Raw genomic sequence first — 21,846 nt, forward strand, 5'->3', positions numbered from 1 at the left:
TTCGACCCCTGCCGGGGTCGTACCCTTCATATGTTGATCGTTGCTATAAACATATGATCCCTTTGGGATCGATAGGGATTTTCTTGAAACATTTGACTCGAAGTCTTTTTTTAAACTGCATAATCACCAAACCCTTGAGGTCACGAAGACCTCAAGGGTTTACTGTTTTCAAAACCTGGCGGGACTAGTTATGAACCCTAGACGCCTAATACTATGGGAGCTTCTATATCTAGCTTTTTGTTAATTTCTGATTCGGTAATACATCGAAAAACTTGTCAAGTGATTGTTCCAAATCCAATCATAGCCTAGGTAGAAGTGAATTTGGTCAGTGAACTTTTTATTTTGATAACCAATTCTGGCCCCCGGCTGGAAATAACTGAACACCTGCTCGTAAGATTTGTAGATCGATGTGCTTGATACATTGTTGATATGATCGGTACTTCTAACGGTTATGCGTGTTGACATTTGGCTGCCATAAAAGAAGTTCACACCTGCGCCAAAGGACAGGTTTTGGTTGAATAATATGAAATTTTTCTCCAAACCTGTATAAAACCTGGCACTGCGCTCGTACCACCAAGACCTACATCCTTCTGGTCTATTGCAGGGCAGAAGTGCATCAAAACCAAGTTCATTGTTCCAGATGAGTTGGTGTTTGCTCCATACAGGTCTTTTATTAGAAACAAACAAACCTGCACCAAAGTCATTTCCTTCTTTGAAATGGCCATGGCTTACAGAAGAGAGCCTTCCTCCTAGGTACCATTGGCTTTTGCTTTGTGCCAAGCTTTCAAAAGAGAACAAGCAAACTAAGAAAATGGTAATCCATAAAGTTTTCAACATGATTGGATTTAGCTATTCGTAAGAATTTATATATAAATTATTTAGAAATATATACAATGAGTCAGTTATTTACGGATTTAGTTTATAGGCTATGCCCAAAAGGTTCCTCATGAAGCCTTCACCAAATATGGAAGGTTCATAAAAAACCAAAAATGGAGAATTTTGGGATCCAATGGGGTATAAAATTCTTCCATAAATCCCTAAGGCCGGATAGCTGACGGTTCTGTCCCTACCTGGGGCAACATTTGGCTGAAGTGATGAAATCACCATACCTCCTGCTCCTACTAGGATATTGTTATTGCCAATAGAGAAGTTAGTTTCCCATTGTCGTCCAAACTGTAAGCTAGCAGTCCATGATTTAAACCCATGATATGTCAAATCGCTAAGTTTCTGGTTGGAAAATTTGCTGAGGGTTAATACTGCTTGCCACCTGTTTCCTTGATTTTTAAAATCTAAGCCAAGACCTATAGAAGCACCTGCTACAGTCTCCCTGTTTGGAATATCGGTTTGAGTCCCTATTCCAAGCTGAGGGAAAAGCCCTAATTCTGTTTGACAATAGGAATTGAAGGCTATGAGGGAGAATAGTAAAACAATGGGGATTATATTTTTCATAGTGTGATTTCTGGAACTAAAATGAATTCGAAGTCACGTAATTTCTCTATCCCAAATTGGGTTCCATTATGTGGTGTTATTCCAAAATCCTTATTTCGGTACGGGTCGTTAATTGTTCCACATCTATTGAAAACTGTATTTGCATATCTTTGAGACCTAGCCCATCCTCCTACAGTAGCTGTTTGGGTTGATGTAGTTTCTCCATTTTTAACCGATACACTTGCAGTAAATTCTTGTCTCCCTGCATAAGGTCTTCGATTAAAAACTACAAATGCCATATCAACTTGTCTATCTTGCCAATTATTTATTATGAAAGAGGCAGGTGTAGTTACCCAAGCGTCATTTTGAGCATGCCATCGAGTAACTTTTTCTTCATAAAATGGTCTTGATGTAATTCCATTGTTTCCTGAAGTAGCCCCTAAAACTATACATAATGATATTTTGTCAGGATGTGGCCAAGATCTAATAGAACTTGTTAATCTAAACTTAGGCATAGTTAATCTGACAATACTATTCTGTGTTAAGTCATCACATGAAGCATGGTTTACAAAATTTGAAGACGGTGGGTTGGGAGGATTTGTTCCGCCGATTATTCCACCATCGCCTGGGTCCAGACTTGCATCATCTCCAAAACTACCAAAAACAACAGTTGGATTATCTAAAGCATAATCATCATCAGCATAAATCATTTCATTTGAAAAATAGTTTGCTTCTGATTTTCGAAATTGGATAAAATTATCTTCATCATTTATATTTAATTTAAAACCTGGAGTTTCACCTTTCCAATTTGGGTCTTGGGTCAATCCTTCCAACTCCATTTCTTCCGTCCACCAAGAAACTGTAAGTTCAGTAAGTGACTCCGGTTCAAAATACCCGATCATATATGGAGCCAACATACTGATTTCGTTTTCATTGATAAAATGAATCAATTCTTGTTCATCAAAATCTTCTTCTTGAGCAAGTCGATGGTTTTCAGCATTTTTGTAGAAAGCTTGTACTATTGCGGAACCTTGTCTCGTGTTTGGATTTTGGTTTGTTTCTAATAAAGTTTTTAAACTATATGAAATATCCTCTTCATATTCATCCGCTTTAGCTAGGTCAAACAACTCCCTCCTTGCCTCAGGATCCTTGAATACCTCTCCCATAAATAGGGTTAATTCTTTTAGCTTATTTTCATAAGCGACTGGATCTTGATCTTTTAGCATTGTTTCAAGTCCCTCTTTTAATTCATCCTGACCACTTTCTTGGCAGGAACTAAATCCCAATAAGGTTACTATTGAGATAGATAGATAGATAGATAGATAGTGTTTCATTAAGTAAAATTCAAATTAAAATAAATATATAGTTTTCAATAATAATGAAATAAAAATTAGGTCACAAATAATTATGATAAAAAATAATATTTGAAAAGTACAATAAAAATCATTAATGAAGAAAAAATATTATTTAATCATCCTTTTAAGGTTATTTTTATAGGATTTGTTTTATATGGAGAATTTTAAAAAAAATCCTATAATCACGTAGGTGTTGGCATGTAGCATGTTGGATCTTGAAAAAAATCGCATGTTTAAAATAGAAGTTTAAGAGATGGATTCAATATCCAATTTCCTACTGAGTTTTTTTGCTTCGATCCTTTCCGTCCAAAGCTTTCGCAATAATCTTCTTATGGTCAAATGCCAATTCCGGAAGTTCAGATGTCGGGAACCATTCAGTTTCAGCACTGTCCGATCCGGATTTTGCCATTGACATCAGCCCCTCAATACATTCGAAATAGTAGGCAACAGAAATTGTCCACCCTCTTGGATCTCGGCCTTTTTCTCCAAAAACCCCGATCATGCTTAATGGCTTTAGCTCAAGACTTGTTTCTTCATTCAGTTCCCTTTGAACAGCTTTTTCGGGGATTTCATCTTCATCCACAAAGCCACCGGGCAAAGCCCATTGACCTTTAAATGGATCATTTTTCCTTTTTATCAGGAGAATGCTATTTTTTTCGGTACATACCACTACAGCATCTACAGTAACTGCCGGCCTCGGGAAATTATATGAATAGGTCATAAAGAAAAGGTTAATTTTTGTGGAACTGATGAATTGATTAATTGGAGAACTGTTGAATTGTTGGTTCATTGATTCATTGATTCATTGTTCATTATTCATCATTCGATATTCCTCACCATTCCAAAATTCCCAGTTTCCTATTACATTCAGGCACACCTTACCTCTGCCCCTCGTAAATCGTACTTCGTAATTCGTAACTCCCTTCATCCCTTCCCTGTTTTTGGCGGGCCGCAATTCTCACTCTTTGACATCCCTCGGCCAAAAACAATTTCAACGTTCTGGCTCAAACCCCAGGGTTGAAACCCTGGGCTATTACATTATTCGCCCTTACAGGGCTGGGCTCCCTCAAACATCGGGTGACCTCTCCTTCATTATTCATTATTCATCATTCGAAATTCGATATCCTTCCAGAATTCACCTTACCAAGTACAATTGACATCCCTTACCTCTGCCCCTCGTAAATCGTACTTCGTAACTCCCTTCTTGATTCATCATTCATCATTCGAAATTCGATATTCCTTACAATTCCCAAAAATCCCATTCCTAAATGAAACTACTTATCACTTATCTCTGCCCCTCGTAAATCGTCAATCGTATTTCGTAAATCAAAATCATTTATTCATCAGCTCCTCAATCTCCTCTACCTCAATAGGGATATTGCGCATCAGATCCAGGTAGCCATTATCTTGGATCACAATGTTGTTTTCTAAGCGGATTCCAAGGTTTTCTTCAGGAATATAGATGCCAGGTTCTACCGTAAATACCATTCCGGAGCTGATCGGTTCATACATGGTCCCGACATCATGTACGTCCAAACCTAGATGGTGGGAAGTACCGTGCATAAAATACTTTTTGTAAGCAGGCCACTTGGGATCCTGGTTTTGTATGTCTGTTTGGTCGATCAAGCCCAACCCCAGCAGCTCCGCCTGCATCATCAGGCCGACTTCTTTATGATACTCCTGAATATTGATACCAGGTCTTAAAATGTCCATTGCTCCTTTTTGCACCCTCAGCACAGCCTCATAGACGGAGCGCTGACGTGGGGTAAATCTGCCGTTAACAGGTATGGTTCTGGACATGTCCGCATTGTAATTGCCGTATTCAGCACCTACGTCAAAAAGTATCAGATCACCGCCTTTGCAGGTTTCCTTATTTTCCAGGTAATGTAGCACACAAGCATTGGCTCCAGAGGCTATGATAGGTTCATAAGCAAAACCTTTGCTCCTGTTTTTGATGAATTCATGGATAAACTCCGCTTCAATTTCATATTCAGTCACCCCGGGCTTGACAAATGAGAGGATTCTTCTGAATCCTTTTTCGGTAATGTCGCAGGCGATCTGCATCTGATCTATTTCTTCCTGTTCTTTTACTGCCCTAAGCTGATGCATCAAGGGGGCAGCCCGGTGGTATTGATGTAATGGATACCTTTCTTTGCAGGATTTGATAAATCTGGCGTCTCTGGTTTCCACTACAGTGCCAGCACGCAGATGCTCATTGGTATTGAGGAATACATGCTCGCTCAAGGAGATCAGAGTGTTGAATATATTATCAAACTTGTCCAGCCATTGTATATTTTCTATTCCTGAGGCTTCTTGGGCTTCCTCTTTGGTGTATTTGTGCCCTTCCCAAATTGCGATATGCTCGTTGGTTTCCCTCAAAAAAAGAATTTCCCTCATGTCAGGGTCTGGGAAATCCGGGCAAATGACCAGAATACTTTCTTCCTGATCTATTCCCGAAAGGTATAAAAGGTCATTGTTCTGCCTGAATTTCATGGTGCCATCTGCGTTGGTAGGCATGATGTCATTGGAATGGAAAACTGCCAAGGATTTACTTGGGAGCTTTTCAGCCAGCTTTTTTCTGTTTTTGATATATAGTGTATTTGGGAGAGGGGTGTATTTCATGGGTTTGATAGATATTTATAGATATTAGGTAGATACTGGATGGGTATTAATTGATATTGAAATATAGTAGAAACACTTGGAAATACATTGAAATATGGGGTTGGGTCACTTGAGCTTGTTTTTTAATTTATAGATAATGAATTGATATTAGTTGGATATTTTGATATTACAGGTAAAACCGACTTCAAGTTGACAGACAAAGATAATTTATTCTAGGAAAATGGGGGCTGTCCCTGAGTATTTATGGAGATTTGTTGTAATCCCAAAAACACTTTTATTTTTGTAATTGAATCAGTTGAGGCTGCTGGGTGTTACTTTCAGAAGTGAAAATTGATTCCAGTTACCGAAAAAAGTTTGCATGCAGTATAACCTAAAGGAATTGCCAAACGGCATAAGAATTCTACATCAGGAAATCTCTCATACACGAATGGTGCATTGCGGATTTATCCTAAACATAGGAAGCCGGGATGAAACTAAAGAGGAAGAAGGCTTGGCCCACTTTTGGGAGCATATGGCCTTCAAGGGTACCAAAAAAAGAAAAGCTTATCACATTATCAACAGGCTAGAGTCGCTCGGGGGAGAACTCAATGCGTACACGACCAAAGAGAAGATTTGTTTTTATTCAAGTACCTTAAAAGAGCATTTTGGAAAGGCGGCCGAATTACTTTGCGACATTACCTTCAACAGCACTTTTCCAAAAAAGCAGATTGAAAAAGAAAGACAGGTAATTTTGGAGGAAATGTCCATGTACAGAGATTCTCCGGATGATTCGATTCAGGATGATTTTGATGAGCTGGTTTTTGAGGGACACGCTCTGGGAAGGAATATTCTGGGAAGAGAAGAGACTGTAAGCAACTTTAGTCAAGAGGATTTTTTTGAGTTTATTTCAACCAGATTAGATACTACTCAGGTTGTGTTTTCAGTTGTGGGGAACATTCCATTTAAAAAAGTCCTTCAGAAAGTGGAAGGATTTTTATCCCAAATCCCCAGGAAGAGAAGTCTTTATGTGAGAAGTGATTTTTCCACTTATATTCCGAAATCAAAAGTGGTGGAAAAAGAAATTACCCAGTCTCATTGTGCTTTGGGTCAACCGGCTTTTTCCTTACATGATTCAAGGAGGTTCAAACTGTACCTTCTGAATAACATCCTAGGTGGTCCCAGCATGAATTCCAAATTGAATTTGTCTCTTCGGGAAAAGTATGGCTATGTTTACAGTGTGGAATCCCATTATCAAACTTATTCTGATACAGGTTTTTTTGGAGTGTTTTTCGGAACTGAGCCCAATACTCTCAACCGTGCACGAAAACTGGTTTTGAAAGAAATGGAGAGGCTAAGGATGAAAAAATTGGGGGTAATGCAATTGCACATGGCCAAAGAACAGGCAATTGGTCAGATGGCTATGGCTGAGGAGAATTATGCCGCTTTGATGTTGGTTTTTGGGAAAAATCTTCTGGATAAAGGGAAAATTGATTCCTTGGATACTATCTTTGAAATCATAAGAAATACCAGTGCAGAAGAGCTTCAGGATATAGCCAACGAAGTTTATGCGCCGGATCAATTGAGTTTTCTTACTTACCTACCTGTTTGATTATGGAGTTTATTTCTGCTGAATTACTAAAATATTGTGAGGAACATACCAGTCCGGAAGATGATGTTTTGGCTCAGATTTCCAGAGAAACGCAGGCAAAAGTAATGATGCCTAGAATGCTTTCAGGGCATCTGCAGGGAAAAACGCTGGAACTCTTGGTCAAATTACATAGACCAAAGGTTATCTTGGAGATTGGGACTTATACGGGTTACTCAGGTATTTGTATGGCCAGAGGGCTTTCTGAGGGAGGTAAACTGATTACGCTGGACATCAATGATGAACTTGAAAGTATGGTCAGGGGATTCTTTGAATTGGCAGGCTTGACCGATAAAATAGAATACAGATTGGGCAATGCATTGGATCTAATCCCGAATTTGCCAGGCACTTTCGATTTCGTCTTTATTGATGCAGATAAAGCCAATTATATCAACTATTACAATTTGGTCGTTGATAGGGTGAATCCAGGTGGCATCATTTTGGCAGACAACGTTTTGTGGTCAGGGAAAGTATTGGTCGAGCAAGGCAAAAAGGTGGATAAAGACACAAAAATCATTTTGGAATACAATCAGATGATTCAGGATGACCCGAGGGTGGAAAATGTATTGTTACCCATCAGGGATGGATTAATGTTGGCAAGAAAATTATGAGAGAAATTACATCGCTTAAGCTTAAAGGACTTTTTATTTTCCCTTTGATCTTCTTTTTGGCTTTTTCGGCTTTGGCTCAAATTCCTCAAGTTCCTAGGGAGATACAGTTTGCCGATCTTTTGGTAAGGATCAATGAACAAGCTAGAAGGGAGATACAATTGGATGTAGATGCCCTCTATCGGAATCCTAGTTACTTCAGAATGAAGGCAGAGCGGGCAAGTCTTTTTATGCCTTATGTAGAAAGGGAGTTTCGAAATGCCGGTGTACCAGAAGATCTTAAATACCTCGTCATTCAGGAATCAGGATTGATCTCAGATGCAGTGTCAACATCTAATGCTGTTGGTTTTTGGCAGTTTAAGCAAGGCACTGCTGAGGAAGTATTTCTACGCGTCGACAATCAGATAGATGAAAGAAAGAATATTGTTTCATCTTCAAGAGGAGCCGCATTATATCTCAAAAAACACAATCAGGCTTTTGACAATTGGATGTGTGCTTTGGTATCTTATCAAATGGGGCTAGGTGGTGCAAAATCCTACTTTGGGACCCAGTATAATGGAAAGAGGGTTGTAGAAATTGATAGGAATTCCCATTGGTACTTTAAAAAATTTCTGGCTCATAAAGTAGCTTTTGAAAATCAACTTGGGGTGTTGGTAAGTAATTCGGGTTTTTTGGATGAGGTACGAATCCAGGGGCCAACAACTTTGAAAGCAGTGGCTCCACGACTAGGGGTGACAGAAGCGCATTTGAAAGAGTACAATACTTGGACAGTAAGAGGTAATATTCCCGGTGATAAGCCTTATTCTATTGTATATATCAAAGAGGGTATTCAGCAGGCAAACCCTGCGGTGATTCAAAGAGAAGTTAGCAATCAAAATCAGCAACAAACCCAAAAAGTGGTGACTACAGCTTCTGCCTTCCCAAAAGTCACCGGAAATACCCAAAAAGCTTCTCAACCAAACCAAATTCAGATTAACAACATTGACGGTGTATTGGCTGATAAAAATACAAGTCAAGAAAAATTCACAGATGATATTGGGATTCGTGAAAGAAGGTTCAGGCGCATCAATGACCTGGATAAAGATGAGCCTGTGGAGGCTGGTCAATACTACTATACACGGCCTAAGAAAGGAAAGGCGGAAGTAGAAGAGCATGTGGTACAGCCTGGAGAAACGCTCTGGTCAATCTCCCAGATGTATGGAATCAAACTTTCTTCTTTAAAATCAAAGAATAGGATCAGGGAGGATAGAGATCTGAGGGCAGGAATGATTTTAAACCTGAGACAGCCTAGGAAGCGGGGAGAGGAAATTCCTTTTGTACCTGCCTCTGAATACAAGAAAATAATTGCATCTTCAGAGCAAGGTTCAAATACACCTGTAAGTACTTCCTCCGATGTGGTTTCAAATGTGCCGGCTGCAAATACTCCAGCTTCAACCCCCCGGGTCAGCTCCAACCAGGGTAGGGTAGTACATACAGTACTTCAGGGAGAAACATTGTTCAGGCTCAGTCAAAAGTATGGTGTTTCGGTAGACGACATCCGCAGATGGAATGGCCTGACTGATAATACCATTAAAGTTGGACAAAAAATCACTATCAACAAACCCTAATTTTCTGCTAACCCGGCACCGATAATGTTTAGAAAACTTCTACTGTTTTTATTGTTATTTGCTGTCCATGCACACTTGGTCCGTGCGCAGGATCCCTTGATTTTGGCGGATACGTTATTGATCAGTGGAGATACAATCATCATGTTGGGAGACTCTGTGATCATCAAAGAAAAGGTGAAGCCCATTTTTTGGGAAAAAGGAGGGAATTTCAATCTGAGTATTCAACAAGTCAGCCTTTCAAATTGGAATGCAGGAGGGGTGAGCAATATGGCTTTGAATACGGGATTGATCATGTTTGCGAATTACAAAAAGGATAGGATCATTTGGGATTCCAAGCTCACTGTCAATTTTGGTTTTAATAGGATTTCTGACAGGAGATTTCAGACCAGGAAAACAAATGATAACTTTATTTTTATCAGTAAATATGGTAGAGAACTGACAGATGTATGGTACCTCTCCACTCAGATAGATGCAAGAACGCAGTTGTTGTCCGGGTATAGGTACTTCCGGCCAGCGGGAGCAGAAGAGGATGCCAGAAACAGAATTTCGGATTTGTTGGCGCCAGCTTATGTACAGTCATCCACAGGTCTCAATTATAGAAAAGAGTACAAAAACAAAGATAAGGTCTCACTGATAGCCTCCCCTTTTACAGGGAGATTTACCATTGTCATGGACGACTCTCTGAGCAATGCTGGAGCTTTTGGGGTCTTGGCAGGAGAGATGGTCAGGGCAGAGGCCGGTATTTCTTTTGGTTCTACCACAGATATACAATTATTGGAAAATATCCGTTGGAGAGCTGATCTCAACATGTTCTCCAATTTTGAAAAGCTGGGCAATTTCGTAGTCAATTTCAATTCCGTCATCTCCATGAAAGTGAATAAATTTATCACTACCAGGATTGAAACAGTGTTGATTTATGATGAAAGTGTGTTTATCCAGCAAGAGCAGGGCCCTCCCCGACAGGCTGTTCAGTTACAGAATATGATCAACTTTGGGATAGGACTGGATTTTTAGAAGTCTGTTTCCAGTCCAAATCTCTTTTGTAATTCTTTCAAGGCGGGAGATTTTTCCAGTAAGAACATCAGCTTGTCAGTGTTCGTGTAAAGTTTTCTGACTGATGGATCTTCCGTTTCCTCTGTGATTTCAAAATCAATTTGCACTGAGTCATTATTGAGTTTTGAGCGAAGAAGCTTGAGTACTTCAGGTCTGATTTTTTGGAAGATGTCTTCCTGGATTTCGCCAATCAGTTTAAAAGTGATTTTTGACTCTCCCAATCGGAAAGGTTGCTTCAGGATAGTGCTTTCCAAACTTCTGTTCTGAATTCTAAAAGAATCTGCAAGTTCAAAAAGAGCATTTTTCACATGATTCTCATCATAGTGTTCCTTGCCGATTTCGGGTTGGGCTATTTCCTCTTTTACTTCTTTGGTTTCCTCTGATTGTGTAGGGGTAACTTTTTTCTCCTCTACTTTTTTCTTAGCTTCTTGGATGCTGCTTGGGATGGAAAGGGTCTTTTGAACAGGGCTTTTTTTGGCAGCAAATGGATTGGCATCTTTGAATAGGGCAGGGGCTACTTCTTCAGATTTGCCATTGGAGTTGGGTTCACTCAGGCTTTTTTTTTTGACTCTTCCTGAGCCAGTGCTGCCAAGGAAATAGCCTGTGGAATTTTGGCTATTTTCATCAAGGCCAACTCCACATGTAGTCTTTGGTTTTTGCTGGCCTTATAATGGATGTCGCATTGATTGCAAATATTCAAGGCGGTCAAAAGAAAGGAAATGTGTGCTTCCTGAGATTGATGCATGTATCTTTCTTTCGCAGCATCAGAAACTTGGATCAGTTCTATAGTCGCAGGATCCTTGCAGACCATCAGGTCACGGAGGTGTTCTGTCAAGCCTATGATAAAATTATGTCCATCGAATCCTTTTTTGAGAATTTCGTCAAAAATCAGCAGGACCTTGGAAATGCTACCTGCCAATAAGGCTTCGACTACTTTAAAGTAATAGTCATAATCCAGGATGTGAAGATTATTTATCGTTTCCTGATATGTGAGCTTATTTCCTGCAGAATAAGTGACAATTAGATCGAATATGGATAATGCATCTCTCAAAGCGCCATCAGCTTTGGTTGCAATCAGTCTCAAAGCCTCTTCTTCAGATTCAATTTTTTCTTCTCCTGCAATGTATTTAAGGTGTTCAGCAATGTCATTGATCTGGATTCTGTTGAAGTCAAAAATCTGACATCTGGAGAGTATTGTAGGAATTATTTTGTGTTTTTCGGTAGTAGCCAAGATAAAAATAGCATACTTAGGTGGCTCTTCCAGGGTTTTCAAAAAGGCATTGAAGGCCTGATTGGAAAGCATGTGGACCTCATCAATGATGTAGACTTTATATTGTCCTTGTTGCGGGGCATAACGGACTTGCTCTACGAGATTTCTGATGTCGTCCACAGAATTGTTTGATGCGGCATCCAGCTCGTGCACATTGAAAGAGGCGTTGTTGTTGAAAGCCAGGCAGGAGTCACATTTGTTGCATGCCTCGTGATCAGCTGTCAAATGCTCGCAGTTGATGGTTTTGGCCAGAATTCTTGCACAGGTAGTTTTACCTACTCCTCTTGGACCACAAAAAAGAAATGCTTGTGCCAGGTGGTTGTTTTTGATGGCATTTTTTAAAGTGGTAGTAATATGGCCTTGGCCCACTACACTTTTAAAATTGGAAGGTCTATACTTTCTAGCTGAAACAACAAAATTTTCCATCACCGCAAGATATAAAATTATTGTAATTATGAACCTGCCTGTAGGATCAATCTGAGTTTATTTTTTGCTAAATACTTCATTTTGATTTGATTAAAAATCAAAGGAAATTCCGGTATTGATCGCAAATATAAAAGGCGTAATTGGGACTATAGGTTTGTCTTCGTAGCTAAAGCTAAAGCTATTGTTTAAAGAAAAACGGTCAGTGATCTTTGTGTTCAGGTTGAAATTCCCATTTATCCGGTTTCTAAATGCCTGAATACTCCTGTCATAGCCTACCTGATAGTAAGTCACTGTATTGAAATCCACATAATCATTGATAGTCCAGCGCAAGGAGATGTAATTTGAACTTTTCAAAAACTCCACTTGGACAAATTCTTCTGTAAATGGGTGCTCCCAAGTTTCGTTTTCATACAAACCGCCTAAGCCTAAAACCATGGTAAGTCTTTCACTTTTGATGGCTTTGGTCCTAAATGTACCCCCCGCAATCCATCTGGGAGCCAAGCCTCTAAAATTGTCAAAAGAATACTGTATATAAGTTTCCAGGTTATTTTTTTCCTCATAATTGAAAACAGTTCTGCCATGAATCAAGCCAAAGTTTAAGAAGTCATTGTCGTTGATTCTCAGGTAATCGAAGTTTGAAACAAAAATATAGGCATGTTTTCCCGGGTGGTACATGGAATTGATGTCCCATTTGTAGCCAAAAAGATTCACAGGAGCATCGGCAGCCGCACTTCTATTGAAAATATTCAATCCTGCTGTGGCTTTGATGGAAAGTGATTTTGCTGTGTCACTTTGGATCCGATAGCGTTCAATATTCAGGATTTGGGAGAAAGTACTGGTAGAAAGAAAAAACAGGATTAGAAATGGAATCAGTCTCAAAGCAGGTTTAATTTTATTTTTTGCAAAGGTTTGGAATTTTAGTTTGGTATCCAAATGCCTAAGCCAGAGAGCTCAGTTAATCAGTTAAACAATTACACACTTAAATAAACAATATACTTCCCTTTTACTGAACTTTATTTCCATTATATTTGTCCTCCTATTTGGAAACAATGGGGCTGACCGGTTTTGACAGTAGGTGTAAGGATCGGGCTCGCATGTCAGGTGGAGTATGTACGCCTGTGAATCATTCATACGAACTATAATTGGCGAATCTAATTACGCCATGGCTGCCTAATCTATCCCTTAGGGGAATTAGATAATGCTTAAAGGGTTGAGCTTCGATAGATGCTCCCCGGCCACATCCCACTGACCGTTGCGCTGTCCGGTCAGATCTGGGGTGTCGACTTGACAGGGCTGCTCCTTGTGAGGCTACTAAGCAAGGCTAAGACTAGTAGATAAGCTGCTGTCAGGTGTGTCATCCAGCAAACAGCAGTCGAAAACCCAACAGGTGACTAAACATGTAGACGGTACGGTGTTTCCCTATCTGGACGCGAGTTCGAATCTCGCCAGCTCCACCTGACGAGGGTGTCCGAAAAGTCGAGACACCCTTTTTTTATTGTTGATTTTCTCTAAAATCATTATTTTAGAGTTGTACAAAATACAACAATGGCTAAGGTAGTTTTTAAGAATCAGACTGGCAATTGTCCAGAATTATTTCCGGTAAATATTTTCGATAAAATCCCTGAAAATCACCCTGTTCGACTGGTTGACACTGTAGTTAACTCATTGGATATCAGCGATATTATTAAGGAGTACAAGGGTGGAGGCACATCAGCCTATCATCCACGAATGATGATCAAAGTTTTGTTCTACAGCTATTTATCCAATGTGTATTCATGCAGGAAAATAGCCAAAGCACTCCATGAGAACATCCACTTCATGTTTATCTCAGGAAACTCAACCCCTGATTTCAGAACCATCAATGATTTTCGCGGTAAAATCCTAAAAGACTCCATCAAGACATTGTTTGCCGAAGTGGTAAAAATGCTTGTTGAGATGGGATAAGTAAGCCTTGATGTACAATACATTGACGGAACCAAGATTGAAGCAAAATCCAACAAATACACCTTTGTCTGGCGTAAGTCAGTTGAAAAGCACAAAGAAAGGTTAGAAGGCAAAATCAAGAGTGTTTTATCAAATATTGAGCAGAGCATCCTGTCAGATAATCAAGAGGTTAACCAAGAAGAATTGCCTGAAAAAATTGATTCCGAAGAATTAAGGGAGCGACTTGCAGTCATTAACAAAAAGCTGAAAGAACCTTCAAAAAAGGTTGCTAAAGAGCTGCAAAAGCTTCAGGAAGAACATCTTCCCAAGCTGGAGAAGTATGAAAAAGACTTGGAGATTTTGGGGGACAGAAATTCGTACAGTAAGACAGATCATGATGCCACATTCATGAGAATGAAAGAGGATCACATGAAAAACGGACAACTAAAACCCGCCTACAACCCTCAGATATCAACTGAAAATCAATTCATTACCCATGCTACAATCCACCAAACACCAGGGGATACCACCACTTTAAAATCCCACTTGGACAGTTTTGAAAAAGCGTATAACAAACAAAGTAAAGAGATAGTAGCTGATGCAGGATATGGCAGTGAGGAGAACTATGAAATGCTTGAAAAAAAGGGAGTTGATGCCTACGTGAAATACAATTACTTCCACATGGAGCAAAAGAAGAAAACAAAGAACAATCCTTTTCTTGCCCAAAATCTTTTCTACAATGCAGGGCAGGATTTTTATGTATGCCCCATGGGACAGCGCATGGAGAATGTTGGACAGGGAAAGCGCATTTCAAGCAATGGACATTTATCTCAAGTGACTTACTATCAGGCAAAAAACTGTGAAGGATGCCCCTTAAGAGCCCAATGCCACAAAGCGACAGGTAACAGAAGAATCGAAGTGAACCATAGGTTAAACTTCTTAAAACAGCAGGCCAGGGAAAAACTAATGAATGAAAAAGGGCTTGAACACAGGAGCAAAAGACCAATAGAGGCGGAAGCTGCGTTTGGCCAGCTTAAAAGCAATAATAAATTCAACAGGTTTACACTCACTGGTTTAGAAAAAGTGGAATTAGAGTTCTTATTGATGGCAATTGGCCATAATCTGAGAAAGATGGTGGCCAAAAGTATGCAATCTGGACTAAAATCATCTTTGGGCTATAAACCCTACAATAGTCGGCCGGTCTTATACGTGCCAAGGGAAAATTCTAATCAAAGACCACTGATCACGACATTGGAGTTTCAAAATCAAAAAATAGCGGCATAAAAAAGGCTGCCCTTTTCGGACAGCCTCTTTGTTTCGCAGGAATAGAAACCTCTGCTAAGATAAGGAAATAGAACCGGTTGCACGGGTCATTGCGACCAACCCGCGTTCATTTTTCCACCCTGATTTGTCTGCGTATCAGACCCTTGTCGCTGACAATATGTAGATAATAAAAACCGTTTCTTAGGCTTCTTATATCCATCCTAAAGACCGAAGCATTCGAATGTCCCGAGAGCAATTTAAACCCATGCATATCATACAAAGCGACCTCGTATTGATTCACATAGTCGTCAATTCGGGAGCCATCTTTTTGTTTCCATTCCAAGACCAACTCTTCCGAGACGGGATTGGGAAAAATAAGCGGGCAAGGGTCACATGGCCCATCGTCATCAGGGGTGACATACAGCAGGGAGGCCCCACCATTGCCGCAACTGTTGACGCCCACTGCCTGGACATAACCTGCCGGGTCCCCAACAACGGCCGTCATCTGGGTCGAAGTCTGGCCAGAATGAAACGACCATGGTTGTGAACAACCAAAACAAAACGGCAATGTCCAGGACATGGACGTGGCCCCCGCCGGAAGGCTGGCCACGATATAGTTTTTGTAACTCCCCACACTTGGGGAAGTGTCCCCAATAATACTTCCCGGTGTAGCTGGCCGGCCAACCCAAAAAGTCCGGGGAATATTTATCGGGCCACAATCCGTCTGTACGGTAAACGTAATGGTCGCCTCCCCGCTGGTAAGGTGGTGGTATGGGCTTAGATTTGCGGTAGTGCCACTGCCGGAAGTACTTCCTGAGAAGAGATGCGTTGGTGTTACCGACCAGGTTGGGGAACTGCCTCCCGGAGGGAGGGATGCCAGGACATAGGAGTTGCTTGAGCAGAGTAGGGCCGGCCCGTTAACTGGCGGAAGGACCGCCCTGACCGCAGCAAAAGCATTAACACGGCCATATCCGTAGGTATTGTCAAAGCCGGGGATCCCCATATCAATCGCGGAATTTTGAAGAGCTGTCCTTACCTGTGTTTCCGTCAAGCCCGGATCCACGGACAGCATAAGCGCCACCACGCCCGATACCTGGGGAGCGGCACCCGAAGTGCCTCCAAACCTATCGGTATAATTGCCCGATTCATAACCGTTGGTTCCCATTCGGTCAGTTGTCCTTACATCCCCGTTGAGATTCGTATTCCCGGATGGAGCCACCAAATCCAATTGGGGGCCACGGCTGCTATAACCCCATATATTGCCGTTTTTATTTATTGCGCCAACAGTGACAACACCGTTTACGGTCCCCGGGTATGTTACTCCAGAAGTCCCGGAATTGCCTGCCGAGAATATGACAACTGCGCCAAGAGTGCCCCGACCTAGGGTCCTCGCATCCGTTATTGCGTTGGTAATATCAACATTCGGGCTACCCCCGCCCCATGAATTGCTCAAAATATGTGCATTGCCATTTGCGGGTTGCCATGCCCAGTTTATCGCCTCCGCGATTTCCACATTGGTGGCGGCACCTGCACCGGGAGGGACTGGGGTGTTCGGAAAAATATTTATAGGCACGATACGGGAATTGGGGGCAATCCCCCTTATCCCCAGACTGTTGTTATGTGTTGCAGCAATGATCCCCGAACAAGCCATCCCATGCGCCCTGGCATTCTGAACTGGGGCACCATTCGTATTGTTGCTGCCAGCGGTAAATCCCTGCAGAACACGGCCATCAAAATCCTCGTGGTTTTCCACCCCGTCGTCTATCACGGCTACGCGTATATTGTCGCACCCCAGTGCAAGCCCCCACGCTTCGGGCGCATTGATGTCAATATTGACGGTACCTCCAAATTGACCGGTATTGTTCAAATAATATTGGTCAGGGTACAACGGATCGTTGTGCAATGATATTAGATGCACGAAATTGGGGTTGCTCCAAATCACCTCTTCATTTTCCTGGATATGGTTGGCGATTGCAACCGTTTTTGATATATCCCGGAGGCGGAAGATCTGTGCCCCATAACTTGTTTCCCGCAGGTAAATTAATCCAAATCTATCGGCAAACCCATGTAAATCGGAATCGCCTTTATACTGCTCAAACATCACGGAAATCTCGTCAGTGACAAAGGAAATTCCAGAAGTCCCATTGACCCGAATGGCCGGGTACTGGGTTATGTCCTTGGCCTCGAGCCTGTCCAGTAGTTTTGATCTTGAACGGGTAATCAGTTGTATGGTGGAATCATCCTTGATACGGACGGCTTCCGCTTCCTGATAATCCTCCGATAAATCCCGGCTTTCGATATGGTCAAGCCTAAATTCAAGCAATGCAATGGATGTGTCCACACTGTAGTAATGTTTGACATCTCCCTCCCAATAGTAAAGCGCCCTGTCCGGAACCAAATAGAACAACCCAACCAAGAGAAATGCGAGAACAAGGGTAAGGGTTGTCTTCATGTCTAACAGCCTTGATGCTTAACGCTCGTTTCTATTGACATACCCGCACCTTGTCAGGGCGAACCGGGTCATATATACCCGTCGGCTTGGTTCGGAATACTCCATGGTACAAAAATGTTCCTCACTGGGATCAAGGTCCCTGAAATCAAAATAAAACCTCTGGACAGCCTTCGCCTCATCGATCGGAAAACCAAAAAATTCCTCAAACCCCACCCCTTCCGGGATACGGACAACAATGACATCGTCATGTGTCTTTCCATTCCATTCCCAGGATGAGTTCACTGAAGCGTTGGTTACCTTAATCACTACCCCGTTACATGAAAACCCAAAATAACCGAGATAAGATGAAGGAAATATCTCCCCTTCATAAGGCAAGCACCTCTCATCGTCCAGTTCACAGCCACAGAGGAACGGGATCCAAAGCAGCATCAATACCCAAATGGGCAATCTTGTCTTTTTCAGTTCCATAATCTTCCTTTTTGACCAAACATCTATTTATATGCCCACAAGTGCAGGATACATCCCTGCACACAAATCCTTGCACCGATACCAATATCTTTAACTTAAACCGCCTGACCCCAATAAACCCCTGGCCGCCGGTTTTTATATTTGATTTTCCGGTAAATTTAGATGAAGTTAGTTAATTTGTGGAAAAAAAAACAAAAAGAATCCGGTATTTCATAATATTTGCGTATAAGAACATGGGATCTTAGCAACAAAAGTCATTTAATTATAAAAAACCAAGTCAGGCAATTATATGAAAAACAGTTTTTCAATCCATACGAAAAACCCCATATTTCGTCTGATGCAATTCAACCATCTATTAGGACTATGAAAAATAACAAGAGTGTTTTCCTTTTTCTGGCCACGATCTTCTTTGCATTGAGTGATCTGGGAGCCCAGGTGCACGTGGGGCTTTATAAAGGTGGCCTGACCAACCAAATCGGGGTAGGTACGGATTTTGAGAAGAAGTACTTTGGGGAGTTGAGGGTAATTGCCCCGGATATGGTCAATTACCCTTCCGGGATTGAGGGGTTGTTCCACCATAACTTCAAACAAACCGAGTGGTACAACCTGCATGTTGGATTGATGCTTGGGTTGCATAGGTTTGAACAGGCAAAGGCAGGAATTCCTTTGGGGTTCAGCTTTAAACCTATCTCCGGCCATCGCCATTTTATTATACTGGCAGAGACCACACCCTATTTTTTGGCTTCTCCCGGGGAACTGTTCCTGCGGGCGAATATCGGGCTGCGCTATAATTTCGGAAAGGACTGACTGGTTGTTCGGGATTTGCAAACCAGAACCCAGATGGATTGGGTTTACAGTCCAGAACATATATCTGGCCATTCCCCGTAAAAGATAGTGAAACCGTGATAATATTGAAACCGTCAAGATTCGGGTTCAATTGTTCTCAAGTAAGATGAAGGGCAATTTGAATATCCGTATCATCGCACATGTTTCGTATTTTCAGACTATTGAATCTTCCCTGGCTTGCTTTAAACAAATCCGGCTTGCCAACCAATGTTATGACAACGAGTATTTACCCGGATATTGAAAATTGGGTTTTCGGAAATGACGCCAAATTCAAAGAACTGGTCACGGGCGACATAGAATATATCGTTTCCGAAGTCGGCCAATACGACCATGGCGTTGATTTTATGGTACACCTGGGGTTGGGGGACTATCGCGAGATGCTCGACAGTTTTTGGGAGTTGATGATGTCCGGACTAAGGGCCAGGGTTCTCCTTTTGGGTTTGGGGCATTTCAACAAGGGAAACGGGTTGGGTTTGCACGTGGCCACGGAAAAAGAACTTGAGAAGGTCCCTTTTGAAAAATTGGTGGAAGCCGCTTGCATCATGGGTGTCTTGGTGTCACCGCAGAGGAAAAAAATCATGGGGATCAAGGACAATCTTGAAATGCTGAAGAAAATCCCTTATCTGGAAACAATCCATCATAAAATACAAATATATGAGACCATCAACGCTGGAGTTTTCTTTATTGGCACTCCCCGGCTGGAGAAATGGAACAACCTGGAGAGGCTGTGGTTTTTTTTGTTCAATTCCGACATTGACGAGGTGGACCTACTGGTAAAAGAGAAAATCGAAAGCTTAAGCACACAGGAAAAGGCTAAGCTTTTTAAAAGATTGCGTTTGGAATACATACTATGTGATTTTACAATGGACCAATCCTTGGCCGTGGATTCCTGCTTCAAATCACTATGGGTATCATGGCCGGAAACCACCCGGAAAAGAATAGCCGGAAAACTCGACCAAATGCTTGAAGCCGAAGACGAGAATGAGGTGGTAGCGGCGGAAATGCTGCTCGATCTAGTGGAGGATGCGGGATGGTCCGGTCACGAATCGTGAAAGGGCGATTGGGAAAAGTTTGGATTTAACTAATTTTACAGAACTAAACGTCGCAGAATCCCTCTCATTCGAGTAACTCAAATCCTACCAAAACCCACTTTGCAGGGTGTTTTTTGTTTGAAGGGAATGATAGTATTAGTATTTTGACAGTATCCAAGTCACGCTTTTATGGATCAGCTAAGCAATTGTGGTTGGATCGGGACGATAAAAGTCAATTCCTGCGTGATTTTGGTTCTTACAACCTTTCCATTCTTTATCCCCGGAATCCATTTAGGCATCAGCCCTACAATTCTTCTGACTTCTTTTTCCAATTCCATTGATTGGCTAAGCAAAATTTCAAGATCGGAAACAGAACCGTCTTGGTTTATGACCATTTGAAAATAAACCGTTTTGCCATCCTTACGGTTTTCCGCAATTTCATGCTCTGACTTTTTCCCGTAAAATTTGGACAGTGCCTTTTCCCCTCCCTTTAACTGTGGCGCCTCGTCGACAATCACATAGATTTCCTGATCGGTTTCACCGGATTTGATTTCCAGAGTTGTTTCGCTTTGCCCAAGGCTGCTTATAGACGGAAGCAGGAACAGTAGTATTGTGAGGAGCCTCATTTTCATTTTGTTCTAAACTTGTTGAATGATTCAATTTTCCTCTTTTCAATACTCAATCTGATAGCTAAGAATGACCCTGGGACAGCTAACAATCCAGGGATTATCTACCAAGAGTTGATGCCAACGTAATCCTTGACAAACACAAGCGTACTTCCGATTATAATCAAGGACACCAAGATAAGAACTGACGGTAAGGCACCTGTTTCAGCATGTACGTCATTTACCGAATACGTATTCTCAAACGAGCACTTGTTGCACTTCAAGATAAAATTCTCCCCTATAGTTTGTGAAAGTCGATACCGATCGCTTGTGACTTCCTTAAGTCTATTTGTTGAGAAACATTTCCTACAAGTTACAACAAGTTTCATTAATTCCCCGATCTTAGTTTTTTGTAATCCTCCAAAGCTCGCTGTTGCCACCCACTGCCTGAATACTTTCCTTTATTTTCCTTTAAAAATTGGTTCCAGGGGTTTGAACTACCTGATTTGGTTTGAACACCCTGCCATCTTGGTTGTACGTTAAATTGTTTGACTGCGCTTGAGCCAATTTTATTTACAAGGCCATGGGCCGATTTCGTAATATCAAGGGAGCCAGCCGGAGAGAAATAACCCTCTTCAACGGCATAAAACAACGATGAATTGGTTCCATACTTCTTCATGTATTCCCTTACCGCATTCTGGCTATGGATAGGTCCAGCCGTTCCACTGGCTTCAGAGTTTGCGACCAATGACCACAAAGAAGTTCCTTTTAATCTGTGCCTTACTTTTAAATCCAAAGCATCATAGCTGTATCCTGAATTTGAATTATATCCATCCGGAATATCCCCAACAGGGTCATAGGAAGAAACCATAACTGAATTTTTGCCTACCTCTGTCACATACACCTCAGATCCATCAATAATTGCGGTACTTTTAACCGGCTCCGATTTTCCTTCACTATTGACCACATGGACAATTTGTTGCTCATCTCCCCCCCAAATCGCTAAGCCATGTCAATTCCTTGGTTTCATAATTGTATGCCCATTCATCCAACCTTCCATCCGGGTCAATGCGATTCAACGGGTTGTTCTGCACGAAATTGTAGGGCGACAGCCAGGTCCGCATCTCGGACATGGGGTCCGGGGATATCCACCGGCTGACCACGTCCACCTCGTAGGAAGTCTCCAAGGCAACGGAGTCCCTCTCCACAAGTCCGACGATCCGCTTGGTATTGACGTTGAACAGCACCGACCCGATCCTCACCAC

At 41.6% G+C, this 21,846-nt stretch carries 19 protein-coding genes, 1 other RNA gene and 1 pseudogene; 8 read left to right on the forward strand and 13 right to left on the reverse strand.

The features are described 5' to 3' along the window. Positions 1–240: 240 nt before the first annotated feature. From A33Q_RS00540 to A33Q_RS00560, 5 genes are all read right to left on the reverse strand, one after another. Positions 241–837, reverse strand: coding sequence for a hypothetical protein (locus A33Q_RS00540; RefSeq protein WP_009035638.1), 597 nt, complete (start codon positions 835–837; stop codon positions 241–243). A 69-nt stretch (positions 838–906) separates the two neighbouring features. Then, positions 907–1,449: a hypothetical protein gene (locus tag A33Q_RS00545; protein ID WP_009035639.1), complete on the reverse strand. Its 543-nt coding sequence runs from the start codon at positions 1,447–1,449 to the stop codon at positions 907–909. Then, on the reverse strand, positions 1,446–2,762 hold the full coding sequence (locus tag A33Q_RS00550) for a hypothetical protein (RefSeq protein ID WP_016254424.1): 1,317 nt from the start codon (positions 2,760–2,762) through the stop codon (positions 1,446–1,448). The genes A33Q_RS00545 and A33Q_RS00550 overlap by 4 nt, the downstream gene beginning before the upstream one ends. Positions 2,763–3,057: 295 nt before the next feature. Next, complete coding sequence (locus tag A33Q_RS00555) at positions 3,058–3,504, reverse strand: NUDIX domain-containing protein (protein WP_016254425.1); 447 nt, start codon at positions 3,502–3,504, stop codon at positions 3,058–3,060. 611 nt (positions 3,505–4,115) lie between these two features. Next, positions 4,116–5,405, reverse strand: coding sequence for an aminopeptidase P family protein (locus A33Q_RS00560; RefSeq protein ID WP_009035642.1), 1,290 nt, complete (start codon positions 5,403–5,405; stop codon positions 4,116–4,118). Between the two features lie 358 nt (positions 5,406–5,763). Between A33Q_RS00560 and A33Q_RS00565 the strand changes: the two genes are divergently transcribed. The 4 genes from A33Q_RS00565 to A33Q_RS00580 are packed head-to-tail and all read left to right on the forward strand — an operon-like array spanning position 5,764 to position 10,258. Beyond that, positions 5,764–6,993 (forward strand): M16 family metallopeptidase, encoded by a 1,230-nt coding sequence (locus A33Q_RS00565; RefSeq protein ID WP_040489574.1) that lies wholly within the window; start codon positions 5,764–5,766, stop codon positions 6,991–6,993. A gap of 2 nt (positions 6,994–6,995) precedes the next feature. Next, complete coding sequence (locus A33Q_RS00570; RefSeq protein ID WP_009035644.1) at positions 6,996–7,640, forward strand: O-methyltransferase; 645 nt, start codon at positions 6,996–6,998, stop codon at positions 7,638–7,640. Continuing rightward, positions 7,637–9,244, forward strand: coding sequence for a LysM peptidoglycan-binding domain-containing protein (locus A33Q_RS00575; RefSeq protein ID WP_009035645.1), 1,608 nt, complete (start codon positions 7,637–7,639; stop codon positions 9,242–9,244). The genes A33Q_RS00570 and A33Q_RS00575 overlap by 4 nt, the downstream gene beginning before the upstream one ends. A 24-nt stretch (positions 9,245–9,268) precedes the next feature. Next, positions 9,269–10,258, forward strand: coding sequence for a DUF3078 domain-containing protein (locus A33Q_RS00580; RefSeq protein WP_009035646.1), 990 nt, complete (start codon positions 9,269–9,271; stop codon positions 10,256–10,258). Here the strand turns inward: A33Q_RS00580 and A33Q_RS00585 are convergent. The 3 genes from A33Q_RS00585 to A33Q_RS00595 all read right to left on the reverse strand — a co-directional run bounded on the left by A33Q_RS00585 (position 10,255) and on the right by A33Q_RS00595 (position 12,872). After that, on the reverse strand, positions 10,255–10,605 hold the full coding sequence (locus A33Q_RS00585) for a hypothetical protein (protein ID WP_009035647.1): 351 nt from the start codon (positions 10,603–10,605) through the stop codon (positions 10,255–10,257). The genes A33Q_RS00580 and A33Q_RS00585 overlap by 4 nt on opposite strands. A 242-nt stretch (positions 10,606–10,847) precedes the next feature. Next, a complete protein-coding gene (locus tag A33Q_RS00590) occupies positions 10,848–11,993 on the reverse strand; it encodes a DNA polymerase III subunit gamma/tau (protein WP_009035648.1) in 1,146 nt (381 codons plus the stop codon). 90 nt (positions 11,994–12,083) lie between these two features. Further along, positions 12,084–12,872 (reverse strand): DUF481 domain-containing protein, encoded by a 789-nt coding sequence (locus A33Q_RS00595; RefSeq protein WP_016254428.1) that lies wholly within the window; start codon positions 12,870–12,872, stop codon positions 12,084–12,086. Between the two features lie 172 nt (positions 12,873–13,044). On the opposite strand from A33Q_RS00595, the gene ssrA reads away from it, so the two are divergent. Both ssrA and A33Q_RS00600 read left to right on the forward strand, forming a co-directional pair. Beyond that, positions 13,045–13,450: a transfer-messenger RNA gene (ssrA, locus tag A33Q_RS21720) on the forward strand. 88 nt (positions 13,451–13,538) lie between these two features. Next, positions 13,539–15,200, forward strand: a pseudogene (locus A33Q_RS00600) (IS1182 family transposase). Positions 15,201–15,306: 106 nt separating this feature from the next. Here the strand turns inward: A33Q_RS00600 and A33Q_RS00605 are convergent. Beyond that, the gene (locus A33Q_RS00605) at positions 15,307–17,631 is read right to left on the reverse strand and encodes a S8 family serine peptidase (RefSeq protein ID WP_009035650.1); all 2,325 of its coding nucleotides are present in this window, start codon (positions 17,629–17,631) and stop codon (positions 15,307–15,309) included. 18 nt (positions 17,632–17,649) lie between these two features. Next, positions 17,650–18,099, reverse strand: a complete 450-nt coding sequence (locus tag A33Q_RS00610; protein ID WP_009035651.1) for a hypothetical protein — start codon at positions 18,097–18,099, stop codon at positions 17,650–17,652. 363 nt (positions 18,100–18,462) lie between these two features. Here A33Q_RS00610 and A33Q_RS00615 point away from each other — a divergent pair, with 363 nt between their 5' ends. Next, positions 18,463–18,906 carry a hypothetical protein gene (locus tag A33Q_RS00615; protein ID WP_009035652.1) on the forward strand — a complete coding sequence of 148 codons (444 nt, stop codon included), beginning with the start codon at positions 18,463–18,465 and terminating at the stop codon, positions 18,904–18,906. A 251-nt stretch (positions 18,907–19,157) separates the two neighbouring features. Beyond that, positions 19,158–19,997, forward strand: a complete 840-nt coding sequence (locus tag A33Q_RS00620; RefSeq protein WP_016254434.1) for a hypothetical protein — start codon at positions 19,158–19,160, stop codon at positions 19,995–19,997. Between the two features lie 173 nt (positions 19,998–20,170). Here A33Q_RS00620 and A33Q_RS00625 read toward each other — a convergent pair whose 3' ends face one another. From A33Q_RS00625 to A33Q_RS22515, 3 genes are all read right to left on the reverse strand, one after another. Then, on the reverse strand, positions 20,171–20,602 hold the full coding sequence (locus tag A33Q_RS00625; RefSeq protein WP_009035654.1) for an energy transducer TonB: 432 nt from the start codon (positions 20,600–20,602) through the stop codon (positions 20,171–20,173). A gap of 367 nt (positions 20,603–20,969) precedes the next feature. Beyond that, positions 20,970–21,548 (reverse strand): hypothetical protein, encoded by a 579-nt coding sequence (locus A33Q_RS00630; protein WP_009035656.1) that lies wholly within the window; start codon positions 21,546–21,548, stop codon positions 20,970–20,972. A 16-nt stretch (positions 21,549–21,564) separates the two neighbouring features. Then, positions 21,565–21,846, reverse strand: coding sequence for an RHS repeat-associated core domain-containing protein (locus A33Q_RS22515; protein ID WP_316929403.1), 282 nt, complete (start codon positions 21,844–21,846; stop codon positions 21,565–21,567).

The organism is Indibacter alkaliphilus LW1, from assembly GCF_000295935.2.
Taxonomy (GTDB): domain Bacteria; phylum Bacteroidota; class Bacteroidia; order Cytophagales; family Cyclobacteriaceae; genus Indibacter; species Indibacter alkaliphilus.